The 16660-nt window shown below is 68.2% G+C and carries 16 protein-coding genes; 6 read left to right on the top strand and 10 right to left on the bottom strand.

Annotated features, from left to right (window positions below):
• Positions 1–99: 99 nt before the first annotated feature.
• Entirely contained in the window at positions 100–1650 is a 1551-nt protein-coding gene (gene exaC, locus HCX50_RS17435) for an acetaldehyde dehydrogenase ExaC (protein WP_167635201.1), read from the top strand.
• Between the two features lie 61 nt (positions 1651–1711).
• Entirely contained in the window at positions 1712–2113 is a 402-nt protein-coding gene (locus HCX50_RS17430) for a DUF779 domain-containing protein (RefSeq protein WP_167635200.1), read from the top strand.
• A 14-nt stretch (positions 2114–2127) separates the two neighbouring features.
• On the opposite strand, the gene HCX50_RS17425 is transcribed toward HCX50_RS17430, so the two are convergent.
• Genes HCX50_RS17425 through HCX50_RS17400 form a run of 6 tightly spaced genes read right to left on the bottom strand, consistent with a single transcriptional unit; the run spans position 2128 to position 7761 of the window.
• Entirely contained in the window at positions 2128–2883 is a 756-nt protein-coding gene (locus HCX50_RS17425; protein ID WP_167635199.1) for an ABC transporter ATP-binding protein, read from the bottom strand.
• Positions 2880–3677, bottom strand: coding sequence for an ABC transporter ATP-binding protein (locus tag HCX50_RS17420; protein ID WP_167635198.1), 798 nt, complete (start codon positions 3675–3677; stop codon positions 2880–2882). Before HCX50_RS17420 ends, HCX50_RS17425 begins: the two co-directional genes overlap by 4 nt.
• On the bottom strand, positions 3674–4534 hold the full coding sequence (locus HCX50_RS17415; RefSeq protein ID WP_205829347.1) for an ABC transporter permease: 861 nt from the start codon (positions 4532–4534) through the stop codon (positions 3674–3676). The genes HCX50_RS17420 and HCX50_RS17415 overlap by 4 nt, the downstream gene beginning before the upstream one ends.
• The gene (locus HCX50_RS17410; protein WP_167635197.1) at positions 4531–5493 is read right to left on the bottom strand and encodes an ABC transporter permease; all 963 of its coding nucleotides are present in this window, start codon (positions 5491–5493) and stop codon (positions 4531–4533) included. The genes HCX50_RS17415 and HCX50_RS17410 overlap by 4 nt, the downstream gene beginning before the upstream one ends.
• A 50-nt stretch (positions 5494–5543) precedes the next feature.
• Positions 5544–7037 (bottom strand): ABC transporter substrate-binding protein, encoded by a 1494-nt coding sequence (locus HCX50_RS17405; RefSeq protein ID WP_167635196.1) that lies wholly within the window; start codon positions 7035–7037, stop codon positions 5544–5546.
• A gap of 28 nt (positions 7038–7065) precedes the next feature.
• A complete protein-coding gene (locus HCX50_RS17400) occupies positions 7066–7761 on the bottom strand; it encodes a DUF1684 domain-containing protein (protein WP_167635195.1) in 696 nt (231 codons plus the stop codon).
• A gap of 591 nt (positions 7762–8352) precedes the next feature.
• On the opposite strand from HCX50_RS17400, the gene HCX50_RS17395 reads away from it, so the two are divergent.
• On the top strand, positions 8353–8580 hold the full coding sequence (locus HCX50_RS17395) for a hypothetical protein (RefSeq protein ID WP_140403278.1): 228 nt from the start codon (positions 8353–8355) through the stop codon (positions 8578–8580).
• 221 nt (positions 8581–8801) lie between these two features.
• The gene (locus tag HCX50_RS17390; RefSeq protein WP_091027859.1) at positions 8802–9134 is read left to right on the top strand and encodes a hypothetical protein; all 333 of its coding nucleotides are present in this window, start codon (positions 8802–8804) and stop codon (positions 9132–9134) included.
• Between the two features lie 44 nt (positions 9135–9178).
• Here HCX50_RS17390 and HCX50_RS17385 read toward each other — a convergent pair whose 3' ends face one another.
• On the bottom strand, positions 9179–9835 hold the full coding sequence (locus tag HCX50_RS17385; protein WP_167635194.1) for a TetR/AcrR family transcriptional regulator: 657 nt from the start codon (positions 9833–9835) through the stop codon (positions 9179–9181).
• A gap of 64 nt (positions 9836–9899) precedes the next feature.
• On the opposite strand from HCX50_RS17385, the gene HCX50_RS17380 reads away from it, so the two are divergent.
• Positions 9900–11213, top strand: coding sequence for a glycosyltransferase (locus tag HCX50_RS17380; protein WP_167635193.1), 1314 nt, complete (start codon positions 9900–9902; stop codon positions 11211–11213).
• Positions 11214–11437: 224 nt separating this feature from the next.
• Here the strand turns inward: HCX50_RS17380 and HCX50_RS17375 are convergent, their stop codons facing one another.
• Together HCX50_RS17375 and HCX50_RS17370 are read right to left on the bottom strand one after the other, a co-directional pair.
• On the bottom strand, positions 11438–12541 hold the full coding sequence (locus HCX50_RS17375) for a hypothetical protein (protein ID WP_091027848.1): 1104 nt from the start codon (positions 12539–12541) through the stop codon (positions 11438–11440).
• Positions 12538–13506, bottom strand: coding sequence for a hypothetical protein (locus tag HCX50_RS17370; RefSeq protein ID WP_167635192.1), 969 nt, complete (start codon positions 13504–13506; stop codon positions 12538–12540). Before HCX50_RS17370 ends, HCX50_RS17375 begins: the two co-directional genes overlap by 4 nt.
• Positions 13507–13539: 33 nt before the next feature.
• Here HCX50_RS17370 and HCX50_RS17365 point away from each other — a divergent pair, with 33 nt between their 5' ends.
• A complete protein-coding gene (locus tag HCX50_RS17365; protein WP_337750074.1) occupies positions 13540–14139 on the top strand; it encodes a GNAT family N-acetyltransferase in 600 nt (199 codons plus the stop codon).
• Between the two features lie 49 nt (positions 14140–14188).
• On the opposite strand, the gene HCX50_RS17360 is transcribed toward HCX50_RS17365, so the two are convergent.
• On the bottom strand, positions 14189–16540 hold the full coding sequence (locus tag HCX50_RS17360) for an arylsulfatase (RefSeq protein WP_167635190.1): 2352 nt from the start codon (positions 16538–16540) through the stop codon (positions 14189–14191).
• Between the last annotated feature and the right edge of the window lie 120 nt (positions 16541–16660).

The raw sequence follows: 16660 nt of genomic DNA, 5'->3' as shown, positions 1-16660 counted from the left end.
CAATATATTGCAACGTTGCGCATCTGCGTGCAACCTCACGCGACCTACCTTCGAAGCACAGTCGCGAACCGAAGCGCGGCTCCGTCGAAGGAGACCCCCATGAGCATCGTCGAAGAAGACGTGTCCCTCGCCTACGCCGCTCCCGGGCAGCCGGGTGCCGTCGCGAACTATCGCCCGCAGTACGGCCACTACATCGGCGGCGAGTTCGTCGCACCCGTGAAGGGCCAGTACTTCGAGAACATCAGCCCCGTCAACGGCAAGCCCTTCACCGAGGTCGGCCGCGGCACCGCAGAAGACATCGATCGTGCGGTCGAGGTCGCCTGGAAGGCCTTCGCGAGCTGGGGCAAGACGAGTCCGGCCGAGCGCTCGGTGATCCTCAACCGCATCGCCGATCGGATCGAGCAGCACCTCGAAGAGATCGCGGTCGCCGAGACCTGGGAGAACGGCAAGCCTGTGCGCGAGACGCTCGCCGCCGACATCCCGCTGGCCGTCGACCACTTCCGCTACTTCGCCGGGGTTCTCCGCGCGCAGGAGGGCGGCATCAGCCAGCTGGATGAGAACACCGTGGCGTATCACTTCCACGAGCCGCTCGGTGTGGTCGGCCAGATCATCCCGTGGAACTTCCCGATCCTGATGGCCGTGTGGAAGCTGGCGCCGGCGCTCGCCGCAGGCAACTGCGTCGTGATCAAACCGGCCGAGCAGACACCGGCATCCCTGCTCTTCTTGTTCGACATCATCGGCGACCTGCTGCCCGCCGGCGTCGTGAACATCGTCAACGGGTTCGGCATCGAGGCGGGCGCTCCGCTCGCGCAGCACAAGCGCATCCGCAAGGTGGCCTTCACGGGGGAGACCACGACCGGGCGGCTCATCATGCAGTACGCCTCGCAGAACCTGATCCCGGTGACGCTGGAGCTCGGAGGCAAGAGCCCGAATGTGTTCTTCGAGGATGTCGCCCGCTCGACCAGCGACCCGTTCTACGACAAGGCGCTCGAAGGCTTCACGATGTTCGCGCTCAACCAGGGCGAGGTCTGCACCTGCCCGTCGCGCGCACTGATCCAGCGGTCGATCTACGACGGCTTCCTCGCCGACGGGCTGGAGCGGGTCGGCAAGGTCGTGCAGGGGAACCCGCTGGACCCGGCGACCATGATCGGCGCACAGGCATCGAACGACCAGCTGGAGAAGATCCTCAGCTACATCGACATCGGCAAGCAGGGCGGGGCGCGGCTGCTGGCCGGCGGTGAGCGCGTGGATCTCGGCGGCGATCTGAGTGAAGGTTTCTACGTGGCCCCGACCGTGTTCGAGGGCACGAACGACATGCGCATCTTCCAGGAGGAGATCTTCGGCCCCGTGCTGTCGGTCACTTCTTTCGACGGTTTCGACGACGCGATCTCGATCGCCAACGACACCCTCTACGGTCTCGGCGCGGGAGTGTGGAGCCGCAGCGGCGATACCGCGTACCGCGCGGGCCGTGCGATCGAGGCCGGACGCGTGTGGACGAACACCTACCACCAGTACCCGGCGCACGCGGCGTTCGGCGGATACAAGCAGTCGGGAGTCGGGCGCGAGAACCACAAGATGATGCTCGACCACTACCAGCAGACGAAGAACCTCCTCGTCTCGTACGCGGAAGGCCCGATGGGCTTCTTCTGAGCTCGATTCCGGGCGGGCGCTGCGGCGTCCGCCCGGATCCATTCCCCGAGAGGCATGAATCATGGTCAGCATCGGCACCTACCAGCGCGTCGACGTGACGGATGCTGCGGCATCCCTCGTCCGCGATCTGACCGCGCAGCACGGGCCGCTCATGTTCCATCAGTCCGGCGGCTGCTGCGACGGGTCATCGCCCATGTGCTATCCGGTCGGGATGTTCATCACCGGCCCGGGCGACGTGCTGCTCGGCGCACTCGATGCCGGGCTCGAGGCGCCCGTCGAGGTCTACATGTCGGAGTCGCAGTTCGAGTACTGGAAGTACACGCACCTGACCATCGACGTCGTACCCGGTCGCGGAGCCGGCTTCTCGGTCGAGGGTCCGACCGGGATGCGGTTCCTGATCCGCTCGCGGATGCTGAACGACGCGGAGCTGGCGTACTTCGGGTTGGCGTCGTCGGGGACCTGACGGGCGGAGGGGCATCAGCGCGGCAGTCGCGGAACCGCGTCGACCAGCGCCCGCGTGTACGGGTCCTGGGGATCGTGGAGCACATCCGCCGTCGCACCCTGCTCGACGACGCGACCGTTCTGCAGCACGACCGTCCGGTCGCAGGCCGCGGCGATCGCGGTGAGGTCGTGCGACACCATCACGAGCGAGAGACCGTTCTCGCGGCGCAGCCGGTCGAGCAGCTCGAGCACCTGCACCCGCGTCGTGACATCGAGCGCACTCACCGGCTCGTCGGCCAGAAGCACCCGCGGGCGCGACACCACGGCCCGCGCGATCGCGATGCGCTGACGCTGACCGCCGGAGAACTCGTGCGGGTACCGGCGCGCGGTGTCGGCGGGAAGCCCGACCGAATCGAGCGCCTCGGCGATGCGGCGCTGGGCGTCGGCACCGGATGCCAAGCCCAGTGACCGGAGCGGTTCGCCGATGATCCGGTCGATCCGCTGGCGGGGGTCGAGCGACGAATACGGATCCTGGAAGACGGGCTGCACACTCGCGCGGAACCGCCGCATCTGCGCGCGGTCACGCAGCGACAGGGGAGCGCCGTCGAACAGCACCTGGCCGTCGCGCGGAGCGGCGAGGCCGAGCATCAGTCGCAGGATCGTGGACTTGCCCGCACCCGACTCGCCCACGAGACCGAGCGAGTCGCCGTCAGAGAGGCTCACCGAGATGTCGTCCAGCACCCGGCGGGAACCGTAAGCGAAGCCGGCGCCGTGCAGTTCGAGGATCGTCATCGCGTGCCCTCCCCGGCGTCGAGGTACGCGTCGAGGGCGCGGGCACTGTCGACCAGCATCCGCGTGTACGGCTCGGCCGGCTCCTGCAGCACCTGGGCCACCGGCCCTGCCTCGACGACACTTCCGTCGCGCAGCACCACGATGCGCTCGACCATGCGCGAGACCACGGCCAGGTCGTGGCTGATGAACAGGAGCGCCATGCCCCGTTCGGCGATCAGCCGCTCGAGGAGCGTGAGCACGCCGTCCTGCACCGTCACGTCGAGCGCCGTCGTCGGCTCGTCGGCGATGAGGAGCTGCGGTTTGGCGGCGAGGGCGATGGCGATCGCCACGCGCTGACGCTGACCACCCGACAGCTCGTGCGGGTAGGCGCGCGCGAACCGCGGTTCCGACAGGGCCACCTCGTCGAGGGCGGCATCGACGGCTGAACGCAGCTCAGTACCGCGAAGCCCGAGATGGCGGCGCAGCGGTTCGGCGACCTGCCGGCCGACCCGCATCAGCGGATCGAGAGCGGTGAGCGGCTCCTGGAAGACGATCTGCGCCACCGGTCCGCGCAATGGGCGGAGATCGGCATCCCGAGCGTCGACGACCTGCTGCCCCTCGAGCAGCACGGAACCCGAGGCGACGAGGGCATCCGGCAGCAGACCGGTGACCGCCAACGAGGTCAGAGACTTGCCCGAACCGGACTCTCCGATGAGCCCCAGGCGTTCGCCGGCCCCGAGTGAGAACGACACGTCGCGCACGAGCACCCCGGACGAGGAGCGGACCGTGAGGCCGGTGACATCGAGAAGGCTCATCGGCTCCTCCTGCGGGTCGGGTCGGCGAGGTCGCGCAGACCGTCGGCGAGGAAGTTCACACCGAGCACGAGCGCGATGATCGCGACACCGGGAGCGATCGCGCCGACGGGGGCCGTGAGCACGGTGCCCTGCGCCTCCTGCAGCATCCGCCCCCACGAGGCGTTGGGCGGCGGTGCGCCGAGGCCCAGGTACGACAGGCTCGCCTCCGCGAGCACGGCAGCGCCGAACTGCAGCGCGAGGCTCACGGCCAGAGTCGGCGCGATGTTCGGCAGGACGTGCTGGAACACGATTCCGATCACGCTCGTGCCGCTCGTGCGCGCCGCGGTGACGAACTGCTCCTGCAGCACGCGACGCGCGAGGATGCGGGTGAGACGGGCGATCACCGCCGACATCGCGAGCCCGATCGCGAGCACCGCCGACCACAACGACGCACCCTGGACGGCGACGACCAGCATCGCGAGCAGCAGCACGGGGAAGGCGATCACCACGTCGAGTCCGGCCGAGAGCGTGTCATCGACCCAGGGCCGGGCGAAGGCGGCGAGGAGGCCGATGATCGTGCCGAGGACAGCCGCGATCGCGACCGAGCAGGTGCCGACGATGAGGGCGATCCGCGCGCCCCACATCAGCTGCGAGAGCAGGTCGCGACCGAGTCGGTCGGTTCCGAGCAGGTGCAGCGCGCTCGGTCCTTCGAGACGGCCGCCGCTGGTGTCGGCGAGCGGATACGGAAGCCAGAACAGGGAGACCAGGGCCATGAGCACGATGAGGCCCGTGAGCACGATCCCGATGACGAGGGTCGCCTTCGGACGCCGGCGCACGGGCACGGATCCGGTGATCAGCTGTTCGGCGACGCGACTCATCGGTTCCCCGAGACGCTCGTGCGCAGGCGCGGGTCGATCAGGCGCTGCACGATGTCGGCGGCGAATCCGACGAGCAGCACGAAGAGGGTGCTGACGACGAGAACGCCCTGGATGACCTGGAAGTCGTGCTGCTCGATGGCCGACAGCAGCAGGCTGCCGAGCCCGGGAAGGGTGAACACGCTCTCGACGACGACCGCGCCGAGCAGCGTCGTCGACAGCTCGATGCCGAGGATCGCGACGACGGGCACCGCGCCGTTGCGCACACCATGATGCAGCAGCGCCTCACCCATGCCGGAGCCTCCGGCGCGAGCGGTGCGCAGATAGTCGCTGCCGAGCACGTCGAGCGTGGCCGAGCGGACGTACCGGCTGAGGGAGGCGCTCATCACGATCACGATCGTGGTGATCGGCAGGGCGAGCGATCGCAGCGCGTCGGCGGGGTCTTCCCAGTCGTCACGCGGGAAGCCGCCGGAGGGCAGGACGCCGAGCCCGAGCGCGAACACCCAGACGAGCACGACGCCGACCCAGAACACCGGGACGGCGACGCCGAGCTGCGCGAACCCCGAGAGCACGATGCCGTACCAGCGGTCGGACTTCACTGCCGCGGTGATGCCGATCACGAGCGAGACCAGCAGGGCGATCGTGAAGGCGATGAGCGTGAGCGGAATGGTCACGGCGAGGCGGTCGGCGATGTCGGGTCCGACGGGACGTGAGCTCAGGAACGACTCACCGAGGTCGAAGCGGAGCAGCTGCCCCGCCCACGTCGTGAACTGCTGCAGCAGGGGCTGGTCGGAGCCGACCTGCTCGCGGGCCGCGGCGATCTGCTCGGGGGTCGCGTTCACCGAGAGCAGCGCGTTGGCCGGGTCGCCGGGAAGCAGGCGCAGCAGCACGAAGATCGCGACCATGGCGACGATGAGCGACACCACGAGGAACGCGAGGCGGCGCAGCAGGTAGGCGAGCATGTGTTCTCAGGATGACGAGGGGATGCCGACGCGCGGCATCCCCTCGCACGTCAGGACTTGACGATGTCGTAGGCGAAGAACTGCGAGTTCAGGCCGTTGACCGGGTACCCGCTGAGGTCACTCGAGGCGACCACGATCTGCGGGTACAGGTACAACCATACGCTCGCGGCATCCGCGGCGATCTTCTCGTTGACCTGCTTCAGCAGGGCTGTCTGCTCGTCGGTCGTGGTGGCCTGTTCGGCATCGGCGACCCACTTCTGCACCTCGGCATCGTTGTAGCCCCAGTAGAAGTCGGGGTTGCCGTACCAGACCACATCGCGGTCGTTCACGTGCTCCTGGAGGGTGGCCTCGAAGTCCTGCTCCTTGAAGACCTTCGTGTACCACTCGTCGGCGCTGATCGTGTTGATCTCGACCGTGATGCCGACCTCGGCGAGCTGCGACTGCAGGAACTCCGCGACGGCGGGGTGCGGGTCGTAGCTCGGGGTGTCGAGGGTGAACGTGAAGCCGTCGGCGTAGCCGGCCTGCGCGAGCAGGTCCTTCGAGAGCTCCACGTCGTAAGGGTTCACCGAGGTGAGGTCTTCGTACCAGGGGTCGGTCGGGGGAACCATCGAGCCGATCAGCGTGCCGTAGTCGCCCCAGATCGATTCGAGCAGCTTCTTCGTGTCGATCGCGGAGTAGATCGCCTTGCGCACGAGGGCGTCGTCGAAGGGGGCGACGCGGTCGTTGAACGCGAGCAGCTCCTTCGTGGTCGAGGTGCCCTCGCTGATCACGTACTCGTCGTTGTCGAACTGCGCGAGCGAGTCGGGGCTCTGCACGCTGGTGATCACGTCGATCTCACCCGTGAGCAGCGCGTTGTTCTCGGCCGTCGCGTCGGTGAAGTACGTGTAGACGACCTCGCCGTTCTTGGCGGGCTCGCCCCAGTAGTCGTCCCAGCGATCGAGGGTGAGGGTCGAGCCCTTCTTCCACTCGTCGAGCGTGTACGGACCGGTGCCGTCTTCGGCGCTGGTGATGTCGCCGGCCTCGTCGTTCACGATCCAGACGTAGCTGAGGTTGTAGAGGAACGAGATCGACCGCTGCGACAGCGTGAACACGACGGTCGAGTCGTCGGGGGTGGCGATATCGGCGATCACGCCGAAGCTCGACTTGCGCGCCGACACGGAGTCTTCGGCGGTGACGGCCTCGACGCTCGACTTCACGTCGGCGGAGGTGAGTGGGTCGCCCGAGTGGAAGGTCACGTCGTCGCGCAGCGTGATCGTGTAGGTCAGACCGTCGTCGGACACCTGGGCGTCTTCGGCGAGCAAGGGTTCGACCTCACCGTCGTCCGTCAGCCGGTACAGGCCCTCGTAGACGTTGCCGGTCAGCGCCTCGGTCACGCCCTGGCCGCCACCCTGGGTGTTGCTGAGGTTGGTGGGCTCGTACAGCGAGCCGATGAAGACGGTGGCGTCTTCGCTCGAGGCGTCGTCGGTCGTGCCCGACGCGCAGCCGGCCACGAGGGCGAGCGTGGCGACGGCGCCGAGCGCGCCGAGGATGCGAGTTCTTCTCATGACTACTCCAGGGTGAGAGTGCGCGGTGTCAGACCGCGTAGATGTCGAAGCCGTCGCGGAAGACGACGTTCTTCTCGCCTGCTCGGATAGGCAGGGGGAAGCGGTTGGATGCCGGCGGCAGCGGGCAGTTGTACTGGGCGCTGAAGCCGCAGGGCGGCACGAACGCGCGGTTGAAGTCGAGGGTGACGGAGCCCTCGTCGTCGCGCAGCTGGACGAACAGGAAGCGACCGGATCCGTAGGTCTCCGAGCCGTTGGTCTCGTCGCCGAAGACGAGCAGCAGCGTGCCGCCGTCGTCGAACGCGGCGAGGTCGTACTCGCGGCCGTTCAGCTCGAGGCGGATGTCGCCGGGGACGACGAGGTCGCGGGTGCCGCCGTTGTCGCGGATGTGCTCGAATGAGACCCGGCGATCACCGGAGACGGGGGTGAAGTGGCCCTCGAGCACCCACGCCGGGTCGTACTCGTACGTGTCGATGCGGTCGAACGCGCGGATGGCGGGGGCGTCGGCATCCCAGACGCGCAGGCCGTGTTCCGCCTGGCCGGTCTCGATGTCCGTGCGCTGGAGCGGCGTCACGGTCTGGGTGGGGGATGCGGCACGCTGCGCGGCATCCAGGTCGGGGCGCTCGCCGGTCCAGCGCGTCTCGACCAGGGCGAGGTTGCCGGTGGCAGACGTGACGGAGGCGCGGCGCTCGGCCTGCCACTGTGTGTGCTCTTCGCGTTCAGACATCACTCTCAATTCTCCGGCATGCAGAACGGGGTGGGGCCGGACCCGTCACTCGGGGTAACGAGGTCCCGCGCTCAGCCACGGGTTCGTCATTGCGGTCGGCGGCGAGGCAGGGCGATTGCCGCGTCCCGTGACAGATCGCCCTAGACGTTCGTCTGTCGGCCGAAGAGGGACAGACGTCTAACTAGTTAGCAGGTAACGTTATAGCTCATGATTCCATGAGCTTGGAGCCTCACTCGACACGGAAGAGCACTATGCATATTCGGAGAACACTCGGGACGGGGCCGCGACAGCCGTTGCTCTGCTGGTGGCGCTAGGGGTTGCTGCTCCTGCGCAGGCGGTTGAGATCGCCCCGACTCAGGTCGTCTCAGTCGCGTCACCGACAACGGCTTCTCCCTCGGTTCCGGCAAGAGATCTGGGACCATGCTGGGCGCAAGCTGGCAGGGTCGTAGGTGGAGGGGTTGTGGTGATTGGGACTACCGTTACAGCACCATGGCTGTCCCCTGCAGCTCTGGCCGCATACCTCGGGCAGATGGCCCAGGAGCATATGTCTGATGGGTACTTCACATGCTGACGATGGAGAGGAATGAAACCGTGAGCACAGAACGTAAGCCCGTTCGCGGGCAGTCCTTTGGTCGTGCGCTGGCCGGCTGGACCTTCGTTTTCCTCGCCGCGTGCATGGCGTTTGGTGCAGCCGCTACCGCAGTCGATGAGGGATGGCGGATCTTCTTGTTCATCGATGGCGTCGTACTGGTTTTGGGACTTGTCGTTCTCATGTCGATGTGGATCCTTCGCCGACGTCGCGCGGTAGCGCAGGCGTAATGCCCTCTGGGCCCGCCCAGCAGGCGGCTCGCCCGACAAAGGGGGGCGCCTCCGCCTTCATCTGGAGGTGCCGGGGTGGGTCTGATGTGAGGACAGATCTGGTGAACGACGCCCGCGCGACCCTCGCGCTGTGACGGGGCTGTCGAGTCCCCCGGAGTGACGCACTCGGATGCTCACGCGAACGGGAGTCTCGTACTCTGACACGAACCGTGAGGAGAGAAATGGACGACCAGCGCCGCAACCGGAGCCTGCCGGGCGACCACGTCATGTGGTTCCACGTCTTCGTGTCGGTGGTGGCTGCGCTGTTCATCTTCATGAGGATTCTCGAGATCGCTGGGTGCACGGCTCGCTGCGACTATCCCGCAATAGGCTCGTCCACTCACGCGTTCTGGTGGACGGATCTCTCGCTCTTCATCGTCGCCGCAGGCTCCTACGGTTACTTCAGGTCTCGAATCCGAAGGTCCTGGATCATCCCGACGAGTGGCGTCGCCCTCACGCTGATCGCGTTCGTCGTCGCCAACATGGCGCTGAGCGCCGCGTTGGGCCAGTTGTAGGGCGAGAGGCAGCGAAGGCAGACGTCACGGGTGGTCGGGGTCCTCTAGTCAGCGGGAGACAGCCTCGTCGCCGTGATCTCCGCATCGACCGCCGCGCGCAGCCACGCGGCGTAGCGGTCGGTGGTCCACCCGGACTGCGCGACGAGCTGCTGGTAGCTCTCGGGGGAGAGCAGGAACGACAGGGCGTCGGCTGTCGTCGCCTCATCGATGCCGGGGGTGGCGATGCCGCGCCGTCGCAGCTCCGAGACCAACATGCGGTAGTCCGCGCCGCGACGCTCCAGGATGCGGTGCAGGGCGGCGTCGACGACCGGGTCGGAGAGTGCGGCACCGAGCAGCACCGTCCACAGCCCGTGACCTCGCGCGTTCGCAGTGGTGATCTGGGTCAGCACCACATCGAGGAAGGCCTCGTCCGGCAGCTCGAGCAAGCCGGCGGCGACCTCGGTGTCGGCGAGGGAATCCGCGCCCTCCGATCCCGAGAACGTGGTCTCGAATGCGGCGATCAGCAGCTCGGCCTTCGCGGCCGTCGTCTTCACGGTCTCGGCGGACACTCCTGCCTCCCGGGCGATCGCGGCGATCGTGGTCGCCTGATACCCCTGCGTCGCGAACAGGCGGGCGGATGCGGCGACGATGCGCGAGCGGGTCTCCTGCGCCTGGCGGGCGCGCAGTTCCGATCGATAGGCGCGGGGAGCGGCCTCAACCATTGACTTTCCTAACGGGGTGATGAATACTACGACGGTACATCCGATCTTAGGGAAAGAATCCGCCATGTCCCGCTACCTCATCATCTGCACGCCCGCGCACGGCCATGTCGTGCCCTTGCTGCAGATCGCTCGCCACCTCCTCTCCCGCGGCCACGACGTGAGCTTCCTCACGAGCGGCCGCTATGCCGAACGTGTGCAGGCCGCCGGTGCGCGCTTCCTCCCGCTGCCCGTCGACGCCGATGTCGACCTCGACGACGCCGATGGCGCGTTCCCCGAGCGTCGGGGGCTCACCGGTCCCGCAGCCCTGCGGTTCGACATGAGCAACCTCTTCGTCCGCCCCGGCGCCGCGCAGCTCGCCGCGATCCGCGCCGAACTCGAAGCCCGCCCCGTCGACGCCGTCCTCACCGAGCCGCTCTTCGTCGGCGGGGCGCTCCTGCAGCTGCTGCCCGCGGACGAGAGGCCGCCCGTCGTCGTGCTCGGCATCTTCCCGCTCGGGGCGCGCAGCGCCGACACGGCGCCGTTCGGGCTCGGTGTCACCCCGATGCCCGGCCCCCTCGGCCGCTTGCGCAACGCCGCCCTCCGCACGGTCGCCGAGCGCGCGATCTTCGGTGGAGTCCAGAAGGAGGCCGACGCGATGGCGCGGCGCGAGGTCGGCCGCGACCTCGGCGGCTTCGTGCTCGACTGGGCGGGCCGTGCCGACGCCTACGTGCAGTTCACCGTGCCCGAGTTCGAGTACCCGCGCCCCGACCTTCCCGCCACCGTGCACTTCGCGGGACCGCTGCCGCCGTCGCCGTCCGACCCCGTCCTGCCGGAGTGGTGGTCCGAGCTCGACGGTTCACGGCCGATCGTGCACGTCACCCAGGGGACCATCGCCAACTCCGACTTCGGGCAGCTCGTGCAGCCGACGATCGCCGCGCTCGCCGCATCCGATGCCCTGGTCGTGGTGTCGACGGGTGGACGCCCGGTCGATGCGCTGGCCGGAAAGCTGCCCGACAACGTGCGCGTCGCCGAGTACCTTCCGTACGACCGTCTGCTGCCCCTCGTCGATGTGCTGGTCACCAACGGCGGCTACGGCGGCGTGCAGCAGGCGCTCGCGCACGGGGTTCCGCTCGTGGTCGCCGGGCAAACCGAGGACAAGGTCGAGGTCTGCGCGCGAGTCGGGTGGTCGGGCGCCGGGGTGAATCTGCGCACCAGCACCGCGACGCCGGCGCAGGTCGCGCGCGCCGTGGAGCGCGTGCGGTCGGACTCCTCCTATCGCGCGAACGCCGAGCGGATCGGTGCGGCCATGCGCGATGCCGACGCGTGGCTGTCGCTCGACCGGTCCCTCGACGAGCTCGCGGGTCGGTGGGCGCGGGTTCGGGGCGGCGCCCGGAGCTGACCCCGTCGGCAGAAAGCGCATTCCGGCGCATGGATGCAACGCGTTGCAACCCCATCCGGTATACCATTCGGGTATACGCCCAGAGGTGTCAGTCCCCAGCTGACCATGGGCGGGGCGGCTCAGCCGCCATGCGGAGGGAGAGTCGATCTTCTTTCGATCCCGAGGGGGGATGGGGTGGGAGTTCGGTCCCCAGCCGACACCCACCCCCACACTCGGACTCCGCCTCAGTTCATGCGACTCAGGAACCAGAACGCGGCGAACGCGATCACGACGATCAGCGGCAGCCACGTGCCGCCGCGCTTCAGTCGTCGTCCCTGCGGTGCGACGCCCGGCGGCGGCGTGAGCAGGCCCGCCGGCGCAGCGAACGGCAGCGCCTGGCCCGGAACCGCTGCGGATGCCGTGGCGCCCGGGTTCTCGGCGACCAGGCGCTCGTCGCGCCACCGCGCCCACTGATCGAACTTCGTCAGCAGCGCGCCGACCGTGCCGAACAGCCAGGCCCAGGTCGCCGGATCGAGGGTCGACACCTTGCGCTGCGTGTACAGGAAGAGCCAGTCGTCGACGATCTCGACGTCGAGCTGCGCCGCGTTGTCGATGAACCGCGCCATGATGTCGGGCGTGAACAGGTAGAGCGCATCGCGTTCGTAGCCGGCCGGGCAGTACAGGGTGAAGTGCTGGTCGAAGTCGCCCTCGAGCGACAGGCGCTGTTCCTTGTGGAATGAGGCGGGCAGGTTCGAGCCGAAGCCGTTGTTGCCCTTCGCGTCGAGCACGATGTTCGGCAGCGGCACGTCGAGCTTCACGGCCACGTAGCCCCAGCGGTAGGTGGTCGAGTTCTTGCCCGACTGCACCGTGTACTGGTAGTTGCCGAACTCCACGAAGCGCGGCCTCGTGCCCCGGAGCAGGTCTGTCGACTGCCGCGACCGGCCGAGGCTGAAGATCATGCCGGGCAGGGGAGGGTCGGCCACCTTCGGCTCGTACGACATGCCGTTCGCCTGCGCGAACCGATGCAGCCGGTACCGCGTGGTCTGCGCGTTGCGCACACCCATCCAGATCATGACGCCCGCGGCCGCCAGCAGCAGGACGATCAGTACCAGCGGGATAGCCATCGCAGACGGGCTTCCGCCGAGCGACGCGATGCTCACGATCACACTGACCATGACCGGGATCAGCACGACCGCGGCGATCGCGACGGCGATGATGCCGATGACGGTGGATGCCGACGTCCGCGACGACGGACGCGAACGCAGCTCCGCGGCGAAGGCGCGCACGGCGGCTGCGTCGACCGGGTCGCTGAGCGGTCGCGCGTCGAAGGGCGTCTGCGGCGGACTCACCGGTTCACCATGTCGGCGTCCCACGTGAGGTCGGCGCCCTCCGGAATCGCGAAGGCCTCGAGCCGCTCGTCGGCGCAGAGCGTGTCGATCAGCGCGGGGGAGCCGGCCACGATCGTCGAGTCGAAGTCGACCTCGCTCACCATCACCCAGGCGTGATCCTCGGGCCACAGCAGGCTCGGGCTCTGGGGCGGCCGGGGGAACCCGCGCTCTTCGGCGATGCGATCGCGCCACGGAACCTGTCGGGCCCACTCCGGGTCGGCGAAGGCGCGCGGCGGCGCCGAGAACAGCACGTGATCGCGCATCGGGAGCCGGAGGCGCGGCCCCTCGGAGATCTCGCGCGAGAGGATGCCCTCCTGCCAGGTGGGCTTGCGGAAGACGTTGTTGAACGGATCGTGCGTGCTGCGATCGAGCATCGCCTGATGGTTCGGGTCGTCCGTGAAGGCCAGGGAACCGCCGGACGGGGTGATGCCGTAGAAGCCGAACAGATCGCCGCGGCCCTCCCAGAGCGCGGCGAAACCGGCATCCGGCGTCTGGGTGTGACCGACGAGGTGCGTCGCGATGGCCGCCAGGTGCTCGGGGGCGAGCTCGCCTTCCAGTGGGGCGGAGAACTCGCGACCGTCCGGAGCGATCCGCGTGCGCCAGTCCTCATCGGTCGGTGTCCGCACGATCCGGTGCCACTGTGCGAGCGGGTGCAGGGTCGTGTCGAAGGCGGCGGCCGTCTGCGCCCAGGTGGCAGGCTCGTCGACGAACTGCCCGCGCAGCGCCTGCTGCTCCGACTCGGGTAGCCGGTCCCACTGGTCCGAGGTCGGCACCGCACGGTCCGGCAGCGAGCGGACGATCGCCGGATGCAGGATCCGCGCATAGGCGGCGAAACCGCGCGGGACCACCGAATGCATCGTCTCGAGGTCCGTGTCGAGTCGCTCGCGCACCCAGGCTCCCGCCGAGGGATCAGACATCCACTCCATGCGACCACGCTACCCGGCCGTAGGGTGAGACCCGTGTCCCCGACAGCCGCGCCTTCGCCCCGTGCGTTCGCCCCCGAGTATCCGATCCGCACCGAACGACTGATCCTGCGTCCGATCGCTCCCGGCGACGCCACCGCGATGCACGTGTACAAGTCCGACGTGGATGCCGTGCGCTACGTGCCCTATGGGCCGCTGGAGCACGCGGACATCGAGCGGCGCATCGCCACGATCTGGTCGAACACGCGCTTCGACAACGAGGGCGACGCCGTGAGCCTCGCCGTCGAAGAGCGCGAGACCGGCGAACTCGTGGGTGACGTGGTGCTGTTCTGGCGGAGCGAGAAGGATCGAGCAGGCGAGGTCGGCTACATCTTCGACCCTCGTGTCGTCGGACGCGGCTACGCGACCGAAGCCGTGCAGGCGCTGCTCACGCTCGGCTTCGACGGACTCGGCCTGCACCGGATCGCGGCACGGATCGATGCACGCAACACCGCATCCGCGCGGGTCGTCGAACGGCTCGGCTTCCGACTCGAAGCGCGGTTCGTCGAGAGCGAGTGGTTCAAGGACGAGTGGGCGACCCTGCTCGTCTACGCGCTCCTCGAAGACGAATGGCGCGGGCGTGACGGCGGGAAATGACGAGACGGCGTGCGATCGGTGATCGCACGCCGTCTCGGGTCGCCTTCGGCTACTGCTTGAGCATGGCGACCGCGAGCTTGTGCTCGTCGTCGATCAAGTGGGAGTGGTCGTCATCACCGAGGTCGATGCGCACCCACTCGATCGTGCCCGTGAATCCGTTGCCGGTCGCGGCGTAGTCGGGCGACACCGGCGAAGCCAGGTCGTTGCCGATGTCGACCGTCTCGTCGAACGTGAACTGGAACGGGATCGTCTTCTGCACGCGACCCTCACCGATCTTCTCGTCACCGGCGTAGAGGGTGACGGTGCCGCCTTTGGCGAGCCCGCCGCCGTCGTACGCGAAGTGGGCGCGCACCTCTTGTTCGCCGGTCGGGACCGGGGAGTCGGAGCGCACGATGTCGACGTCGATACCGAGCAGGTTGTACGCGAAGGCGAGATTGCCGTCCTTCGCATAGAACGACCAGCCTCCGTAGGCGCCGCCCTGGGCGATGAGCACGCCGTCGGCACCCGCATCCGGCACCGAGACCTGCGCGGTGACGGTCCACGACTTGTTCTTGATGTTGATCGTCGAGTTCTCGCTCATGCGCTTCATGCCCGGGTAGAACTTCTGCGAGTCGCCGGTGATGAGCTGCGGGCGCCCGGCGATGTCGGGATTCATCCGCTCGGCGGACCGGATGTCGAGCGGGAGCACGTTGAAGCGTGCGGCCTGGATGAGGAACAGGCGCTGCAGGTGCGCGAGGCGCTCGGGCTCTGCGGCGGCGAGATCGTTCGACTGGGTCCAGTCCTCCTCGACGTTGTAGAGCTCCCACACGTCGTCATCGAGGCCGTGTGACGAGGCCAGCCAGGGGTCCTTGTGCTTCGCCACGGCCGTCCACCCCTTGTGGTAGATCGCGCGGTTGCCGAGCATCTCGAAGTACTGCGTCTCGTGCTGCTCCGCCGCATCGGCATCCGAGAACGTGTAGTTCATCGGCGTGCCCTCGTAGGGACGCTGGGTCACACCGTTGACGGTCGTCGGCTCCGGGATCCCCGCTGCGGCGAGGACGGTCGGGGCGACGTCGATCACGTGGCTGAACTGGTTGCGGATGCCGCCCTTCTCCACGCCGCCGTTCGGCCAGCTGACGATCGTGCCGTTGCGGGTGCCGCCCCAGTGGCTGGCGACCTGCTTCGTCCACTGATACGGAGTGTCCATGGCGTGCGCCCAGCCGACCGCGTAGTGGTTGTACGAGCTCGGCGTGCCGATGTCATCGATGTGGTCGGCGACGTACTGCTCGGTCTCGATCTCGTTCATGTGGTTGATCGTGAAGCTCTCGTTGGTCGTGCCGTGCATTGAACCCTCGGCGCTCGCGCCGTTGTCGCCGATGATCACGTAGACGAGGGTGTCGTCGAGGATGCCGAGCTCTTCGTATGCGTCGAGCAGGCGTCCGACATGATGGTCGGCGTAGGCGAGGAACCCGGCGTAGACCTCCATCTGTCGGGCCAGGGCGGGTTTGATCAGGTCGCTCATCTCGTCCCAGGCGGGGATGCCGGGGCTGCGCTCAGTGAGCACGGCGTCGGGCGGGATGACGCCGAGTTCGAGCTGACGGGCGAAGGTCTCCTTGCGGATGTCGTCCCAGCCCTGATCGAACTGGCCCTTGTACTTATCGGCCCACTCCGCGGGGACGTGGTGCGGAGCGTGCGTGGCACCCGGGGCGAAGTAGGTGAAGAACGGCACCTCGGGGGCGAGCGACTTCTGCTCACGCACCCAGGCGATCGCCTTGTCGGTCATGTCGCCCATGAAGTGGTAGCCGTCCTCGGGCGTGCCCCACGGTTCGATGGGCGTCGTGTTCTCGTAGATGGCCGGGTACCACTGGTTCGTCTCGCCGCCGAGGAAGCCGTAGAAGTACTCGAAGCCGTTGCCGGGCGTCGGCCAGCCGTCGAACGGTCCGATCGCGCTGGCCTGCCAGACCGGCACCTCGTGGCACTTGCCGAACTGCGAGGTGTTGTAGCCGTTGAGCTTGAGCGTCTCCGCCAGCGGCGCGCAGCTGTTGGGCCGCAGCGAGTTGTATCCCGGTGCCGAGGTCGCGATCTCGGTGATTCCGCCCATGCCGACGGTGTGGTGGTTGCGGCCACTGAGCAGGGCGGCTCGAGTGGGCGAGCACAGGGCGGTCGTGTGGAATCGCGTGTACTTGAGTCCCGCGGCCGCGACGCGCTCGAAGGTCGGGGTCTGCACGGGGCCGCCGAACGCGCTCGATGCGCCGAAGCCGGTGTCGTCGATGAGCACGACCAGCACGTTCGGTGCTCCCGCGGGCGGTCGCACCGGGGTGATCGGAGGGAACGCGGTGTCCGGATCGGTCGCGTCGTAGGTGACCGTGCCGGTGTACGCCAGGTCGGGGATCGGAAGGCTGGAACGCTGCAGATCGGACATGAAGCTCCTACGGCTCTCGGCGACGGGGCACACGTCGCCTCTTGCGGCACAGCCTAAGGACGGCGGGGAGGAGCCCGGCGGCCGGATCACCCGGTGCGGGTGACCGGTGGCCGACGGCAT

The sequence above is a fragment of the Microbacterium sp. B19(2022) genome (genome assembly GCF_012030385.1).
GTDB lineage: Bacteria > Actinomycetota > Actinomycetes > Actinomycetales > Microbacteriaceae > Microbacterium > Microbacterium oxydans_B.
This window is presented reverse-complemented; position numbering and strand designations above follow the sequence as displayed.

What these genes read in the sequence shown, in the direction of transcription:
- exaC (WP_167635201.1), top strand. Translation starts at nt 100, where the DNA reads ATGAGCATCGTCGAAGAAGACGTGTCCCTCGCCTACGCCGCTCCCGGG.
- HCX50_RS17430 (WP_167635200.1), top strand. Translation starts at nt 1,712, where the DNA reads ATGGTCAGCATCGGCACCTACCAGCGCGTCGACGTGACGGATGCTGCG.
- HCX50_RS17425 (WP_167635199.1), bottom strand. Translation starts at nt 2,883, where the DNA reads ATGACGATCCTCGAACTGCACGGCGCCGGCTTCGCTTACGGTTCCCGC.
- HCX50_RS17420 (WP_167635198.1), bottom strand. Translation starts at nt 3,677, where the DNA reads ATGAGCCTTCTCGATGTCACCGGCCTCACGGTCCGCTCCTCGTCCGGG.
- HCX50_RS17415 (WP_205829347.1), bottom strand. Translation starts at nt 4,534, where the DNA reads ATGAGTCGCGTCGCCGAACAGCTGATCACCGGATCCGTGCCCGTGCGC.
- HCX50_RS17410 (WP_167635197.1), bottom strand. Translation starts at nt 5,493, where the DNA reads ATGCTCGCCTACCTGCTGCGCCGCCTCGCGTTCCTCGTGGTGTCGCTC.
- HCX50_RS17405 (WP_167635196.1), bottom strand. Translation starts at nt 7,037, where the DNA reads ATGAGAAGAACTCGCATCCTCGGCGCGCTCGGCGCCGTCGCCACGCTC.
- HCX50_RS17400 (WP_167635195.1), bottom strand. Translation starts at nt 7,761, where the DNA reads ATGTCTGAACGCGAAGAGCACACACAGTGGCAGGCCGAGCGCCGCGCC.
- HCX50_RS17390 (WP_091027859.1), top strand. Translation starts at nt 8,802, where the DNA reads ATGGACGACCAGCGCCGCAACCGGAGCCTGCCGGGCGACCACGTCATG.
- HCX50_RS17385 (WP_167635194.1), bottom strand. Translation starts at nt 9,835, where the DNA reads ATGGTTGAGGCCGCTCCCCGCGCCTATCGATCGGAACTGCGCGCCCGC.
- HCX50_RS17380 (WP_167635193.1), top strand. Translation starts at nt 9,900, where the DNA reads ATGTCCCGCTACCTCATCATCTGCACGCCCGCGCACGGCCATGTCGTG.
- HCX50_RS17370 (WP_167635192.1), bottom strand. Translation starts at nt 13,506, where the DNA reads ATGGAGTGGATGTCTGATCCCTCGGCGGGAGCCTGGGTGCGCGAGCGA.
- HCX50_RS17360 (WP_167635190.1), bottom strand. Translation starts at nt 16,540, where the DNA reads ATGTCCGATCTGCAGCGTTCCAGCCTTCCGATCCCCGACCTGGCGTAC.